15 protein-coding genes are annotated in these 15,535 nt (G+C 45.8%); 10 read left to right on the forward strand and 5 right to left on the reverse strand.

All coding sequences use genetic code 11. The features are described from left to right. Positions 1-2: 2 nt before the first annotated feature. Positions 3-977, reverse strand: coding sequence for a methyltransferase domain-containing protein (locus HBAL_RS04015; protein WP_015826642.1), 975 nt, complete (start codon positions 975-977; stop codon positions 3-5). On the opposite strand from HBAL_RS04015, the gene HBAL_RS04020 reads away from it, so the two are divergent. From HBAL_RS04020 to HBAL_RS04030, 3 genes are all read left to right on the forward strand, one after another. Beyond that, the gene (locus tag HBAL_RS04020; RefSeq protein ID WP_083773148.1) at positions 965-1,768 is read left to right on the forward strand and encodes a ComF family protein; all 804 of its coding nucleotides are present in this window, start codon (positions 965-967) and stop codon (positions 1,766-1,768) included. The genes HBAL_RS04015 and HBAL_RS04020 overlap by 13 nt on opposite strands. Positions 1,769-1,803: 35 nt before the next feature. Next, positions 1,804-2,058: a glutaredoxin 3 gene (gene grxC, locus HBAL_RS04025; protein ID WP_015826644.1), complete on the forward strand. Its 255-nt coding sequence runs from the start codon at positions 1,804-1,806 to the stop codon at positions 2,056-2,058. Between the two features lie 72 nt (positions 2,059-2,130). Further along, entirely contained in the window at positions 2,131-2,598 is a 468-nt protein-coding gene (locus HBAL_RS04030; protein WP_015826645.1) for a DUF1178 family protein, read from the forward strand. Here HBAL_RS04030 and HBAL_RS04035 read toward each other — a convergent pair. From HBAL_RS04035 to ubiG, 3 genes are all read right to left on the reverse strand, one after another. Continuing rightward, positions 2,595-3,053 carry a YaiI/YqxD family protein gene (locus tag HBAL_RS04035; RefSeq protein WP_015826646.1) on the reverse strand — a complete coding sequence of 153 codons (459 nt, stop codon included), beginning with the start codon at positions 3,051-3,053 and terminating at the stop codon, positions 2,595-2,597. The genes HBAL_RS04030 and HBAL_RS04035 overlap by 4 nt on opposite strands. After that, positions 3,053-3,718 (reverse strand): DUF924 family protein, encoded by a 666-nt coding sequence (locus tag HBAL_RS04040; protein WP_015826647.1) that lies wholly within the window; start codon positions 3,716-3,718, stop codon positions 3,053-3,055. The genes HBAL_RS04035 and HBAL_RS04040 overlap by 1 nt, the downstream gene beginning before the upstream one ends. Before the next feature lie 113 nt (positions 3,719-3,831). Further along, positions 3,832-4,578, reverse strand: coding sequence for a bifunctional 2-polyprenyl-6-hydroxyphenol methylase/3-demethylubiquinol 3-O-methyltransferase UbiG (gene ubiG, locus HBAL_RS04045; protein WP_015826648.1), 747 nt, complete (start codon positions 4,576-4,578; stop codon positions 3,832-3,834). A gap of 262 nt (positions 4,579-4,840) precedes the next feature. Between ubiG and HBAL_RS04055 the strand changes: the two genes are divergently transcribed. From HBAL_RS04055 to HBAL_RS04085, 7 genes are all read left to right on the forward strand, one after another. Then, positions 4,841-6,091: an aspartate kinase gene (locus HBAL_RS04055; protein ID WP_015826649.1), complete on the forward strand. Its 1,251-nt coding sequence runs from the start codon at positions 4,841-4,843 to the stop codon at positions 6,089-6,091. A 124-nt stretch (positions 6,092-6,215) separates the two neighbouring features. Continuing rightward, positions 6,216-8,477, forward strand: coding sequence for a phosphoenolpyruvate--protein phosphotransferase (gene ptsP / locus HBAL_RS04060; RefSeq protein WP_015826650.1), 2,262 nt, complete (start codon positions 6,216-6,218; stop codon positions 8,475-8,477). 92 nt (positions 8,478-8,569) lie between these two features. After that, a complete protein-coding gene (locus HBAL_RS04065) occupies positions 8,570-9,547 on the forward strand; it encodes a helix-turn-helix domain-containing protein (protein WP_015826651.1) in 978 nt (325 codons plus the stop codon). Between the two features lie 150 nt (positions 9,548-9,697). Next, positions 9,698-10,813, forward strand: a complete 1,116-nt coding sequence (gene ispG, locus HBAL_RS04070) for a flavodoxin-dependent (E)-4-hydroxy-3-methylbut-2-enyl-diphosphate synthase (RefSeq protein WP_015826652.1) — start codon at positions 9,698-9,700, stop codon at positions 10,811-10,813. A 53-nt stretch (positions 10,814-10,866) separates the two neighbouring features. Next, a complete protein-coding gene (locus HBAL_RS04075) occupies positions 10,867-11,283 on the forward strand; it encodes a PaaI family thioesterase (protein ID WP_015826653.1) in 417 nt (138 codons plus the stop codon). Between the two features lie 107 nt (positions 11,284-11,390). Beyond that, positions 11,391-12,701, forward strand: coding sequence for a glucuronyl esterase domain-containing protein (locus HBAL_RS04080; RefSeq protein WP_015826654.1), 1,311 nt, complete (start codon positions 11,391-11,393; stop codon positions 12,699-12,701). 65 nt (positions 12,702-12,766) lie between these two features. Next, entirely contained in the window at positions 12,767-13,195 is a 429-nt protein-coding gene (locus tag HBAL_RS04085; protein ID WP_015826655.1) for an MAPEG family protein, read from the forward strand. Here the strand turns inward: HBAL_RS04085 and HBAL_RS04090 are convergent. Further along, a complete protein-coding gene (locus HBAL_RS04090; RefSeq protein WP_015826656.1) occupies positions 13,192-15,390 on the reverse strand; it encodes a putative bifunctional diguanylate cyclase/phosphodiesterase in 2,199 nt (732 codons plus the stop codon). The genes HBAL_RS04085 and HBAL_RS04090 overlap by 4 nt on opposite strands. Between the last annotated feature and the right edge of the window lie 145 nt (positions 15,391-15,535).

The following is a 15,535-nucleotide window of genomic DNA, read 5'->3' on the forward strand; positions in this document are numbered from 1 at the left end:
TTCTATTTGTCGTCGTTTTTTACGTTATTCAATGCGTCCTTTAAGCTAACCTTGGCGGAACCTCGTGCAAGCGGTTTGGGTTGATCTGGTCCGGGTGACCAGCCTGATGCTGTGACGATTTCAAAAGTTGCTATAAATTTCCCATCCTTATCTGAAAATTTATTCGCATATATTTCTAGCGCTTTAAAAAGGATTGAGCGCGTTAGATTGGGTTGTCTTGTTTCGTTTGGTCTGCGAGCTGAAGCTGCTGTTTCACCCATTCCGCGCAAATCTTGAAATAGCTTTATCGGGTTTGAATAACGCACAGTAATTGTTTCTGTGTCGGCGACTGGCATCACAAAACCTGCGCGTTGCAACAGCGTTGACATATCTTGCACGTCTGCAAATGGAGATATGCGCATTGCCGCACCGCCGCGAATCTCCGTTTCAGCTTCGATCAGGCTCGTTCGTAATTCATGGAGAGTTCTACCGCCCAGTAGTTGTGCGATAAACAGCCCATCTGGAATGAGCGCGTTTCTTATCTGAACAAGTGCGCCAGGCAGATCATTGACCCAATGCAATGCCAAGCTAGATAGGGCGGCATCAAAGCTGGCTGGTTTAAATGGTAGAAACTCTTCATCAGCAGCGACAGACAGCTCTCCCGATTGTGTTGCGAATTTTGGAGAAAGGTCACTCTTGATGACGACACCAAGGCGCTCTGCGATGGATGGACGCGATCGCAATTCTGCCTCTACTTCACCTGTATGGCTGCCTATATCGAGAATTTTCTTAAATGGACGTGGAATGACTTCGATTCGGTCGGCGATATCTTCAGCAGCTCTGGTCTTTAGAAAAGAATGGTCACCAAAATTTTGCGCAGCGCGATTTCTGTGCTTTTTGACAGAGAGGCGGTCAAAAACAATTGGGGCACCCGAATTGTTTGAAGAGCCAATTTGCTGGTTTGCTGGGGAAGAGTGTTTATCAGATGAAAGCGTCATTGGGCCAATATGCTTTTTTCCGAGCACTAGGCAATCACTCTCGGAGAGTATTACGCAATATTGATCAACTTATCTGGCCGCCGCGCTCTCTTGTGACGGGAGATCAGATAGCAGGCCCCGGTTTGATCGAAGTGGAATATTGGCTCGATATTAAATTTCTGAATATGCCCGTTTGTTGTCGGTGCGGTGCACCGTTTGAGGCTATGCATGATGTTGGCGACGCCTATGAATTGGTGGAATGCGCAGCCTGTATCGCTCGCAAACCAGCTTTTGATCGCGCGCGAGCCGTCTTTATTTACGATGATTTGACCAGTCGCATTATTTTGCGGTTCAAAAATGGTGCAGATCGCAATGGACTAAAGTTGATGTCGCAATGGTGTGTGGACGTTGCTGGGGATTTAGTGCGTGATGCCGACTTTGTGATGGCGGTGCCATTGCATGCGAGTCGATTGAGGTCTCGCGGGTATAATCAATCTTTGTGGTTGGCAGCTGCTATTGCCCGAAGGCGTGATTTGAAACTCGCGCATCATATTTTGAAACGCCGGAGAAATACACCATCTCAAGCGGGGCGTAGTGCAGTCGGGCGACAAAAGAATGTAGAAGGTGCTTTTCATATCGCTGAAAGGCATCGCAAAAAATTAGCTGGCAAACGTGTGCTATTAGTTGATGATGTTTATACAACAGGAGCAACAGTGGAGGCATGTTGCCGTGCTTTGAAGCGTTCTGGTGCGACAAGTGTAGATGTCATTACACTTTCTCGCGTTGTAAGTCCTACAGATCCTACTATATGAAATTGCTGTTCAATTAAAACTCCAAGGAGAGTTATATGGCCAAAGTTACTATCTATACCCGCATGATGTGTCCCTATTGTACGCGAGCAGTTTCGCTACTTAAGAAAAAAGGTGTAGACTTCGAAGAAATTGATGCTGGTATGGATGCCGCAAAAAAGCAGGAAATGATAAAACGCTCAAATGGCGGTGCGACATTTCCTCAGATTTTCATAGGTAATGAACACATTGGCGGTTGTGATGATATGATGGCTTTAGAGAGCAAAGGTGCTCTGGATGTTATGCTAGGGTAATATGAATGGGACGGCTTTGTTCAGGAGGGGAGACAAAGCAATTCGTTGAATGGAATATACATAGGCCAATAAATGATAAAGTATGCGCTTTGCTGTCCGGGAGATCATGAGTTTGAAGCATGGTTTGCGTCCTCTACTGCTTATGATGAGCAGTCAGAGCGTGGCTTGGTAGAGTGTCCAGTCTGTGGATCTACGAAAATCAATAAACAGATTATGGCTCCTATGATTCGGGATTCGGGCAGCAAATCGGGTAAATTGAAAATGCCGAAATCTGATTCCATGCCGACACCAGATGAAATTGAGCGGGTTGCTTCCAAAGTGCGAGAGCATATTGGAAAAACGCATGAATATGTCGGTGATAAATTCGCCAATGAAGCGCGCGCCATGCATTATGGTGATCAAGAAATGCGATCTGTGTGGGGACGAGCAACACCAGAAGAAGCAAAAGCGCTGATTGAAGAAGGTGTATCTGCTGTGCCTATTCCAGATACATTCGCGCCGCCAGAGCCGGCACCTAAAGATGTGAAAAAACTAAACTAGCTGGCTTTCATTTTGACGCAGGCTTCATGTAGGGCTTGAAGGAATCGTGACCGGTCTGCTTGAGAAAATGGAGCTGCTCCGCCCATTTGCTCGCCAGTGGACCGCAATTGCTCCATCAGGGCGCGTGTTGCCACGGCTGCACCTATCATTTCTTTGGTGAAAGCTTTGCCATCAGGCTTGAGAACGACAGCGTTATTTTCCAATGCGCGTTCAGCCAACAAAATGTCTGCTGTGATCGCTATTGATTTTTCATCACAATTATCAGCGATCCAGTTGTCAGCTTCGTCTGGCCCTGCATCCACAACCATTTGTTTGATAAAAGGCATGCGAGGTACTTGCAAAAATGAGTTGGAGACAACCCAAATTAGAGCGTTGTGGCGTTCACCGACTTTGAAAATTTCGTTTTTGACGGGACATGCATCCGCGTCGATATAAATTGTCAGATCAGGCTGCATTAAAAACCAGCACCCGGCTGTGCAAGATAATCGAGTTCAGCAGGTGTTGATTTACGTTCCAACACTGCATTCCTGTGCGGGAAACGACCATATTTTTGAATGACGTCACGGTGTTTGATCGCAAATTCAAGCGCATTTTTGATGGTGCTATAATAAGCGTCGTCTGTGTCTTCGAGTAGGTTTTCGAACAACTCAACACAGCGATCTTGATCAGCAAGGTTTTCTGAATGCATCAGCGGAAGATAGAAAAACCAGCGCTTCACCGGAGCAAGAACTTTGTCTTCTTCTTTGAGCAATCCATCCTTGCAAAGTTTTAAAGCTAGCGCATCATTTTCAAATGCGAATTCTGTGTCACGGAAAATATTGCGAGTGAATTGATCAATCGCGACAATGGCTGCAAGTCTCTCAGCTGCGCCGCGCTTGGCCCAATCCTGAGCGAGCCCAGATGCAAGGCGCGCAAGAAGTGTGACGCCGCGTGTCGCGACCAGCCTGTCAATTTCTTCGTCTCCAGACCACCAAAGTTGATTGCGTCCTTCAAGTTTTTCTGGATCACTTGCAGCATCATCAAACCAGAAATTCAATACATCACCGGGTGTTTGAAGCGGACGAGTTGAACGTTTTTTCTCGATCAAGTCGCGACCAATAGCTGCGTTATCTGTGTACATGGTCGTTCAGTCCTTTTTCTTCCGGTTATGTATCGTATATTAGCGCTCAAATCGGCTGTTCAGCTTCATAGCATATAGGATCGAATGCGCTAAAATAAAACACATGATATGTGTTATTCTGATCGCGTTCCGACACACATGTAATTGACCATTGTATCAGAAGACAAGGACCATTCTCCTGATAGGGGATTGTAGCTCACCCCAGTGGTTTCTTGAATGCTGATACCGCCCGCTTTTAATGCTTGTTTGGCTTCGGTTGGTTTAACAAGCTTGTGAAATTCATGTGTGCCTTTGGGTAGCCATCCCATAATGTATTCCGCTCCCACAATAGCCAGTGCGAATGCTTTGGAAGTCCGGTTTATACTCGCCACAAATATCATTCCGCCGGGTTTTACCAAGCTGGCAGTATCTTTGATAAATTGATGAGGATCGGCAACATGTTCGATCACTTCAAGATTTAACACGACATCAAATGGTGGTTCGCCATTTTCAATAAGTTCTTCAACAGTGCCAACGCGATAATCTATTTTAACGCCCGTTTCTTGCGCATGCGTCATTGCCGTTTTTATGTTGGCTTCACCAGCATCAACAGACGTCATCTTTGCGCCCAGCCGTGCAATAGGTTCGGACACCAATCCGCCACCGCATCCAATGTCGAGAATTCTAAGGCCTTCAAGAGGCGTATGTGAGGTGTTGTTTAGATTGAAATGAGAAACAATTTTATCTCTAAGAAATGCTAGCCGAACAGGGTTGAATTTGTGAAGTGGCTTGAATTTCCCTTTAGGGTCCCACCATTCTGAGGCCATGGCACGAAATTTTTCAATTTCATTTTCGTCAATACTAGGGCTTTTCAAGGTCATTTTTTGCCTCTTATCGGAGAATATATTGAAACAAAATAAGAAAATTTTGTACAAAAGCTGTACGTTTCTGCCTTAGCCTTTATAAAATCCACTTTCATTTTCGTGTTCCAGAAATATCAACATTTGCGTGTTTGCGATCTGCGGCATAAAAGACCAGCAAGCTAACTTTGAAAAGCCGATTGTTTTGGCTTTGATGAGTGGATCATTAGATAAGAATAAAATTGCTTTGGCAATCAATACTACTTTGGAATAACCCGACCCCATGAAACGTACAGTTTTAAAATTCGGCGGCACTTCTGTCGCCAATATGGAGCGGATTGAGCATGTTGCAGATATTGTATCGCAACGTGTGAAAGATGATGGCGGCGGTTTCGCTGTTGTTGTATCCGCAATGTCCGGCGAGACAAACAAGCTCGTTGGATATGCTGATGAAGCCGCTGGCGGTAAGCTAGTTGGTGATCAGTTTGATGATGAATATGATGTTGTTGTTGCATCAGGAGAACAAGTCACATCAGGCTTGCTTGCATTGGCCCTACGCAAACGCGGCTTCAAGGCGCGTTCGTGGCTTGGATGGCAATTGGCAATGCGCACAGATGAAGCACACGGAAAAGCTCGCATTTTGGGCTTTGAAGGTGATGAATTTTGCGACAGCGTCGACAGCGGTGAAATCGCTGTGATCGCTGGTTTCCAAGGTGTGAGCGGTGAAGGCCGGATTGCAACACTTGGGCGTGGTGGCTCAGACACAAGCGCTGTTGCAGCAGCTGCGGCTTTGAATGCTGAGGTTTGTGATATCTACACGGATGTAGACGGTGTTTACACAACTGATCCTCGCATTGTGCCCAAAGCTCGCCGTATGGAAAAAATATCTTATGAAGAGATGCTCGAATTGGCCTCTCTTGGTGCCAAAGTTCTACAGACGCGCTGTGTAGAACTTGGTATGAATCACAATGTTCCAATCCGTGTCCGCACAAGTTTCACTAAAGATGGTGATGAATTCCCGGGTACATTGGTCTGTAATGAGGAAGAGATCGTGGAAAAACAAGTTGTTAGCGGAATTGCGTATTCTCGTGATGAAGCAAAATTTACGCTTTTAGGTCTACCCGACAATCCGGGTGTCGCGGCTGAATTGTTTCAAAAACTTTCAGATGCAGGCGTGAATGTTGACATGATCGTTCAGGCAAATTCAAGAACGCACGGCGAGCAGAACATGGTTTTTACCACAGCTGATCGTGATGCAGAACTCGCGCGCCAGACATTGGAAAATGAACAAGAGCGTCTTGGTTTTGATAAATTGGAAGTAAACCGCAATGTGGCGAAAGTCTCAGTTGTGGGTGTCGGTATGCGTAGTCACACTGGTGTCGCAACACTTATGTTTAAGGCGTTGTCTGAAAAATCTATCAATATCGAGGTAATCTCGACATCTGAAATCAAGATTTCAGTGCTTATTGATGATGCATATACTGAACTTGCTGTGCGTACTTTGCACACTGCATATGGTTTAGATACAGAATAATACTGGGTCCCGTGTCACGCAGACCCGTTTAACGTGGTTTGCGTGATATCATCTACTATATACAACCAGCACGCACTTTTTTGGTGTAGGCTGTTGTGATCGGTTATTTAGGGAAGCGCACTATATGAGCCACAACAGGACATTTGTTGCCGCAGGAACTGCACGCCTTTTGATGAGCCGTCTTCGTGAGCTTATGGCCAGCGAAGCACAGCAACAAGAAAGACTTGAGCGCGTCGTTCAGTTGATTGCGACAACGATGGTTGCTGATGTGTGCTCTATTTATGTTCGTTCTGGTGACAATAGCCTTGTATTGATGGCAACTGAAGGCTTATTGCCTGAAGCAATTGGACGCACCCGTCTTGCTGAAAATGAAGGTCTTGTGGGGCTTATCGCATCCTCTGCGCGAGCAAAACGTCTTAGTAATGCCCCCAAACACCCACGTTTCTCATATCGGCCAGAAACAGGTGAAGACCCTTATCACGGTTTTCTTGGTGTCCCGATATTAAGGGGTGGCCGCGTCCTTGGCGTGTTGGTCGTTCAAAACAGAACCGAACGAAATTATGATGATGAAGAGATGGAGTCATTGCAGACAATTGCGATGGTTCTGGCTGAAATCGTCGCATCGGCTTTGGATGAAGGCAATGATTTAGACATTCGGGAGCTTCCTCCCGGAGAACTCAAAGGACGCACGCTAAATGAAGGTGTTGGTTTGGGGACAGTCCATCTCCATGACCCAATCGTTTCAGCAGCGCGGTTTTTCTCTCAAGATCCTGAGGCTGAAGGCGAGCGTTTGGACGCCGCTTTGGCTGATTTACGCAAATCTATCGACACAATGCTCAACCGGGCGACACCTGTCTTATTTGGTGAAAGCCGGGATGTTTTGGAAACATACCGCTTATTCGCGCATGATCCTTCTTGGGAGACGCGTCTGCATGATGCGATACAATCTGGGTTATCCGCAGAAGCGGCGGTTGATCGCACACGGCGCGAGCATCGTGCGAGACTGCAAAATGCGCGTGATGCCTATTTGCGGGAACGCCTGCACGATTTTGAAGATTTGGAAAACCGGCTATTGCGCCACTTATCGGGAGAAGTTGCATCCGACCACAAGCCTGTTCCTGGGTCTATTCTTGTCGCAAGTCGGTTGGGGCCAGCTGAATTATTAGAATATCGCGATTGTGAGCTTGCTGGTGTTATCCTTGAAGAAGGTGGTGCAGGATCTCACGCAGCTATTGTTGCAAGGGCAATAGGTATTCCGGCCATCGGGGATGCTGAAGGTATTGTCAGCCGCATCGAGCAAGGCGATCAAGTCATTGTCGACGCTGATTGGGGGCTTATTCTCATTCGTCCGACGAATGATGTTGTCGAGACATATCGTCAACGTATTTTGATTTCCAGCGATGAGCGCGCTGAATACGCCAAGCTAACAGATCTGCCTGCAACGACAAAAGATGGTGTGAAATTCAATTTATTCTTGAATGCAGGTCTGTCTTTCGATTTGGACCATTTAGACGCAACTGGCGCCGAAGGTGTCGGGCTTTTCCGTACTGAGTTTCAGTTTATGTCTTCGCAAACTGTTCCCACACTTGATGAGCAGGCTGCATTTTATGAAGATGCAATGCGTCGTGCTGGTACAAAGCCGATGGTATTTCGCACTTTAGATCTTGGTGGCGATAAAGTTGCTCCGTTTATGGGCGGGGATCGCGAAGAAAATCCGGCCCTTGGATGGCGTGCTTTGCGTTTAGCTTTGGATCGTCCTTATTTCTTCCGTCGCCAATTGCGTGCGTTGATAAGGGCATCAAAGAGCAATCCATTGCGTTTAATGTTCCCTATGGTGTGTTCCGTTGAAGAGTTTGTGCAAGCACGCGAGCTTGTTGATGCTGAAATTGCTTGGGCTAAGAAGTTTAATCGTGAAACTCCATCCCAATTGCGCGTTGGTGCGATGGTTGAAACACCGTCATTTGCTTTTTCTATCGAGGCATTGAAAGGCAAAGTAGATTTTCTGTCTGTGGGAACAAATGATCTCATGCAATTTTTCTTTGCGGCGGATCGTGAAAACAAGCTTGTCTCAGAACGTTACGATCTTCTTAGCCCGCCTGCGTTAAGGTTAATGAAGAGCATTGTCGACAGTGCAAATCGGGCAGAAATTCCGATCTCTATTTGTGGGGAAGCTGCAGGGAGACCTGTGGAGGCTTTGGCATTGGCCTGTCTTGGATATCGACGCTTATCTATGCAAGGTGCCAGAATCGGCCCGATGAAGCGACTTTTGCGCGGCATGGATTTTGCGAAAGTCAGTCAAAAGGTCAATTTGTTGATTGATTCGGGAAGTGTCGATCTTCGTAAAGAATTATTAAAGATCATTCAGCAATCTGACATACAAGCTTAAAGCGTTGCTTTAGACGCTTTGAATTGTTAACTAGTATTGTGGGTTGAGGGTGAGCCACGAATAATGGGTCATTTCCCGGAACGGAACGTTTTATGAGTAATGCTGCGAATAAAAACGGAGAAAAGTCGGAGTCACTAGCTGTTTTGAATTCGATCTCGGATGAAACAAAGAAAACTTTAGCAGATGCTGCTAAAGGAACCAAAGATGCTGTGTCAGAAACGCCTGCCAGCAAACCGGATACTCAGCCGACCAAAGCGCCTCATCTTGTCGTCGTTTCACCTGATGCTTTAAATGCAGAACGTATGGGGCCGCGTTTGCGTGCCGCGCGCGAAGCTAGAGGCTGGACATTGGAAGCCGCCGCAAAAGAAACGCGTATTCATAAAGATTATCTCGGTGCTATCGAAGATATGATGCCAAACCTTTTGCCGGGCATGCCAAAATCACAATCTTACTTACGTGGCTATTTGAACAATTATGCACGCTCACTTGGCTTGCCAGACCCGCAAGATGTCGTTCAACGCTATCTCAATGAATGTGGTTTGTTGGCGATGGAGCCGACAAAAGAAGAGCTAGCACAAAAAGCTAAAAAAACGGAAGATCGCAAAAAACGTGGTTGGGTCGCTCCTGTCGTCATGTCTGTTGTGGCCACGCTGATAGCTTGTGCCGCAGGTGGGGCATATGTGCTTAAGCCTTGGCAAGCCGATGAAGATGTTCGGACAGCAGCTGCAAGTCCTGCCGCTCAAGACAACACTGTTTATTCAAATTCAGAAATTCTCGCGCCTGCATCTGCTTCAGATTTGACTTTACGTGCCGTATCGCGTGCATGGATAGAAGTTCGCGGATCAGATGGTACAGTTTACCTTTCCAGAGAATTAGCTCCTGGAGACGTTTACGTGCCTCGTGTTGGTGCAGGTTGGACAATTACTGCCAGAGATGGCGGTGCATTTGAATGGTATTTGTCAGGTCAATCTCTTGGAACATTGGCTGAAACTGGCTTGCCTGTTTATTCAGCAGCAGTTGATGAGGCAATGGACCGCCAGCCTATAATTGGGAATGAGTTGACGGATTGATCTGCGTCGTTGAGACGATGCGTTCCATTTAAAAATAAGTGTTATTTTTCTTTTGCTCTTTACCACTGGCACTCTTCGCGCCAGATGGTATGAAAATTTGCCAGTTAGACTTTATACCAGTGGCAAATATTTAAGAGCGGAGAGTGGTTCATGAATATTGATCAAATCAGACCGTGGCGTACAATTGAGCGCCGCAAATCCCGCAAAATCAAAATGGGTGATCTAGAAATTGGTGGTGATGCACCAATCAGTGTTCAGTCCATGACCAATACCCCAACATCCAATGCGCGCGCAACGATCGACCAAATACGGCGTTTGGAAGATGCGGGTGCAGATATTGTGCGCGTGTCTTGCCCGGATGAAGAATCCACTGCTGCACTCAAAGAAATTGTCAAAGCTGCAAAAGTACCAATCGTGGCGGACATTCATTTCCATTATAAGCGTGGAATTGAAGCGGCCGAAGCTGGGGCCGCATGTTTGCGGATTAATCCGGGTAATATTGGTTCTCCAGACCGTGTGCGTGAAGTTGTGAATGCCGCTAAAAATAATGGCGCTTGCATTCGTATCGGGGTGAATGGCGGGTCGTTAGAAAAACATCTCTTAGAAAAATACGGTGAGCCTTGTCCTGAAGCCATGGTTGAAAGTGCACTCGATCATGCCCGTATTCTCGACGATCATGATTTTCATGAATATAAGATTTCCGTCAAAGCTTCCGACGTCTTCCTCACTGTCGCAGCCTATCAAGGCCTCGCAGAAGCCACGGATGCGCCCCTGCATTTGGGAGTGACCGAAGCTGGTCCACTAAGAACAGGTGGTATTAAATCTGCGATAGGCATGGGTAATTTATTATGGGCAGGCATAGGTGACACAATCCGTGTCTCTTTGTCTGCTGACCCAGTTGAAGAAATCAAAGTCGGCTTTGATATGCTTAAATCCCTAAACTTAAGAACGCGCGGTGTGAATATCATCGCGTGTCCATCGTGCGCGCGTCAGGGGTTTGATGTGATCGCCACAGTTGAGAAACTGGAACAGCGTTTAGAGCACATTCGCGAATCTATTACCTTGTCCATTATTGGGTGCGTTGTGAATGGTCCGGGTGAAGCGGCAGGAACTGATTTGGGGTTCACTGGTGGCGGTAAGGATGCTGGCATGATGTATGTTGGCGGCAGGCCAGATCACAAACTTTCAAACGCGGATATGGTTGAGCATATTGTGGAACAAGTTGAAAAACGTGCTGAATATTTGCGTTCCCTAGAGGCACCTTGATTTAGTGTAATGTCAAACACACTTTTAAGCTTTGCTTTTGAGATGGATAAATCATGGAAATTGATGTCGATAGTTTAAATGCATTTGGTAGCAAAAACCTGCCCGGGCTAATTGGGGTTAAAGTTACCAAGGCCGGAGATGGCTGGATGGAAGCTGAAGCTGATGTCTGTGAGAAACTGATGGCTCCCAATGGTTTTTTACACGCCGGAACAGTTGTATCCTTGGCAGATACGGCATGCGGATATGCGTGCGTACGAAATCTTCCTGAAGGCGCGACAGGGTTTACGACTATTGAGTTGAAATCAAATTTTACAGGTACGGCGCGAGACGGAAGAATTCGAGCTATAGCGAAAGTGTTACATAGCGGAAAAACAACGCAATTGTGGGAAGCGAAAGTTATTCATATAGAGACAGATAAAGTAATCGCTCATTTTTCCTGCACTCAAATGGTTTTGTGGCCTCGCACCTGATTTGAAGTTTCCAATCGCTTCACAATGAGTTGACTATTATTTGCTCGCAATTTTACCAATAAAACGGATGAGTATAGAGAATAGATTCTAAATACGAGGAAATTCCCATGGCAAAGCAAATGAGTTGGAAAAAGCGCTTAGGCTTGGGGTTTATAGGTGCAATGGGTGTCGGCATGATGTTGGTCACATCATCATGTGCTGTTCAGCTGGGCCTTAAAAAAGCTGATACTGATTTGAGCGGTCCTCCAATTGCCGAGCCACCTATCTTGTCTGCTATGTTTGGTCAATCGTCGGTGGAAGATGCCCAAGACTGGCCACAGCGTCGCGAGTTGTTAAAAAAGGCGCTTATAGAAAATGTGTATGGGCCGTATCCGCATGGGCTAAAAGGCAAGCTTGTTGCGCATAATGTGATCGACGAAGCATTTGCTGATGGGCGTGGACGCTTAGAAGAATATCAAGTGCAAGTTGGTGAAAACGGCCCTAAATTTTGGATTGGGCTGGCAATTCCTAATGCGGCATCAAAAGAGCAGCCGGCACCTATGATTGTGGCTCAAAGTTTCTGCCAAAATTCTGCAGCTCTACATGATGAACGTCTACACGATCCAGAAAATGGCGGCGTATGCGGTGGCGGGGGCATTATGGCATCCATTATTAAATGGGTGTTTGGCGAATATATTGAAGGTCCGCCTATCAATGATGTGCTCGATCGTGGGTATGCGTACGCAACGATATATTCAACTGAAATCGCGGCAGACAGTGAAACGAGCGCATATATCGGGATAGAGAAGATTGCTGCTGAGACAAGTTCAGAAAATGCACCTGTTGGCGTGTTGTCTGTCTGGGCTGCTGGTTTTGGTTGGGCGCTGGATGTGCTTGATCAAGACCTACGGCTAGATGCAAATCGAACTGTGGGTTGGGGACACTCAAGACAGGGCAAAGCTGTTTTGTGGGCAGCAGCAAATGACGCGCGTTTAGAGGCTGTTATTGCGCATCAATCTGGCACTGGTGGAGCGACGCTTACCAAGAGTTTGAATGGCGAATCTGTTAAAAAAATCACCGATAGCTATCCATATTGGTTTAATGACAGGTTTGCATCATATTCCGAGCGTGAAGAGGAAAGCCCTATTGATCAGCATTTTCTAATTGCTTTAGCAGCGCCAAGGCCTGTGTTTTTAGGCAATAGTTGGAATGATGTCTGGTCTGATCCAAATGGTGCATTCAGAGCTGCGCAAGGTGCTGACCCTGCTTATAAATTGTTGGGAAAGAACGGGCTGGTGCAAACAGGCTTGCAGGATACAGATATCACCTCAGGTGAGCTGGTCTTTCAGATATCTAAAGGTCGACACGGTATTCGTGCACAGGATTGGACAGACTTTCTAAGCTTCCTAGATGCGCACTTCTTACTTAGCGAGAACTAGGCAGATCGCTCAAACCAGCTAATGTGATGTCATAAAAAGAATCATTATATCTGGGGAGTTTGAAAATGACGATGTTAACGCCTGTCTTGCTGCTAATCGTTTGGACGCTAATCATCCTTGTGTTGTTGGCTTCTAGGCGGCTTCCTTCCATTATAGCCAATGCCAAAAAAGGTATATATCCGTCTAAGCGAACACAGGAATTAGCGGGCCTGCCAGAGAAATCAATTTGGACGTCCGATAATCACACTCACCTGCATGAACAACCAACTCTTTTTTATGCGCTATGTTTGTATTCTCATCTCGTTGGTGTCGCAGATAATATCAATATAGGCTTGGCGTTTGCTTATGTTGTTTTGCGTGTGATCCACTCGATAATCCAAACAAGCACAAACAATATAATCTGGCGTTTCCGGGTATTTATGACGGGCACGGCCATTTTAATGATTATCGCACTTAGAAATGTATGGGCGTTATTTGCAGGATATCTCGTTTAAGAGATTTTCTGTAGCCTTTGTTGATCATTGCGATCTTTGAATTTTTTCATAATCTGCACGATAGATTTTTCTTCAAGCGGTTTGGAGAAGAGATAGCCCTGCAGATAAGCACATCCACGTTTTCGCAAGGAATCGCGTTGCTCGATGGTTTCCACGCCTTCTGCAGTCACGGACAGTCCAAGGCTTTCTCCGAGGCTGAGAATGGCCTGAACGACTGCTGAAGCATCTTCTCTCACACCAATAGACGCCACGAAACTCTGATCTATTTTCAGCTTATCAACTTGATGACGACGCAAATAGGAGAGGGAAGAATACCCAGTACCAAAATCATCCAGCGCGATTTTGAAGCCTGCAGCTTTGAGAATTTTGAGCGTTTTAGCGACGCGAGGTGAATCCTCTAGTAAAACAGATTCAGTGATTTCCAACTCAATCTGATCTGGGCGAATGTTATACTCAGATGCAAGTGCGATAATTTTATGTGGATAATTGTCTTGATGAAGCTCTTTGGCAGATACATTCACGGCCATTGTGACTTCTGGCCATTTAAGCGCTGTTTTAAAGGCTTCTTTCATCACAAATTCATCAAGTGCAATAACCAGATTGGTTTCTTCAGCGATGGGTATAAAATCAACTGGAGATACATTGCCACGTACCGGATGTTCCCAGCGTATCAGGGCTTCAAATCCACGTATGTGCCGACCATTGGCAGAAACTTGAGGCTGATAGACAACTCTTAGTCCATTTTTATCTGGCTCTTGCAAAGCTTGCCGTAGATCGCGCTCAATTTTGTGTTTGTGCTTTAATTCAGCATCCATTTCGTCTTCAAAGAAGCAATATTGATCGCGTCCGGCTTCTTTCGCTTTATAGAGGGCTATGTCCGCGCGACGATGAATTTCTTCTTGTTGAGATTCTCCGGTTGCATCTATTGCGATACCGATTGAGGCCGAGACATAAACTTCAGTATTGTTGATGACGAATGCGCGGGCCATTTGTTCGTTTATGCGCCGCGCTAATCTGGATACTGTATTGGTTGATGTGGCTTCAATCTGGATAACGGCAAATTCATCTCCACCAATTCTGGCGACGGTATCATTGGCGCGGCATGCATCTTTCAAGCGGGTAGCTGCTTGACGGATTAATTCATCACCTGCCGGATGGCCCATCGTGTCATTGATATCTTTGAATTTGTCCAAATCAATGAGATGCAGCGCAAACCCTTCTCTGCCGCGTTTTACATCAGCCTTGGCCGTTTCGATTTGTTTTTTCAGCAGCATTCTGTTGGCGAGGCCCGTCAACGGGTCGTGAAGGGCAAGTTTTTGAGCTTCTTGATGACTGAATATAATGTCGTTTGATAAAGCTGTTGCCCGTTTCCAAGCGAGAAATGAAATAATACCAATGATCACGGCCACTAAAAGTATGGTCGGAAGGAAATGCCTGATGGCAGTAATTCCGGGTAAATGTCTTTGCCATGACAACCAGCCAACAATTTTACCGTCGGAGGATTTTAAGTCTAAAACATAAAGGTCAGCACGCTGCTTTGGTGGATGAGTTCCAGCGATAACTTTTAGATTTAGCGGGATTAAAAAAGAATGTGAGAATATGCTTTCGACCGGTGTCGCAATGTATAGATATCTGACTCGGTCAAACATAGAGATTTCGCGTGCTGATACATGATAGACTTCGTCATTGAGAATGAGTCTATCAGACGCAAAATTTTGATTTGGAGACAATTGGATTTTATCTCTTAGGCGCTTGAGGCTCGGGGATAAAATTTGTAAGTCTGTAGGATAAATTGAGATGTCGGATGCATCACGAAATAGAATATGGCCTTCTATATCGGAAATGAGAATATCAGTGGTTCCGAGTCTATCGGCAAAGCGCTGTGTTAGTTTTGTATGAATTTCTCTTTTACTCAGAGAATCAAAGAACATATCTGTTGTTCCAGGAAGCGCTAACAGAGATTCCGTCATGTCTTGGGTTATGCTGGTCTGTGATTCTAAAATAGCGCCAAATAAAACGTTTTGTCTTTTTTGAGCGATCTCATCGCCTTTAAAACTGACGAGCCATAACACCACGAAAATAAGACTGATTGATATTCCGACTAGAATCAGAAGGGATTTCATCGGTACTTCACGCATCTTGTCCGGTGCGGCAGCTTGAAATTTACTTTTTATATCTGCAATTAAGCTAGCCAAGCGTCTGCCTCATCAAAATATCAATTCATCATAAATTGTTACTTGCGTTTAGTTAATAATCTTCGACTGCAATTATATGAATTGATTAGCATTTGCGCTTAGTCGGATTTATTTGCGCATACAATTTGTCCAAGGGGAGTGACGT

Source organism: Hirschia baltica ATCC 49814, from assembly GCF_000023785.1.
Lineage (GTDB): Bacteria > Pseudomonadota > Alphaproteobacteria > Caulobacterales > Hyphomonadaceae > Hirschia > Hirschia baltica.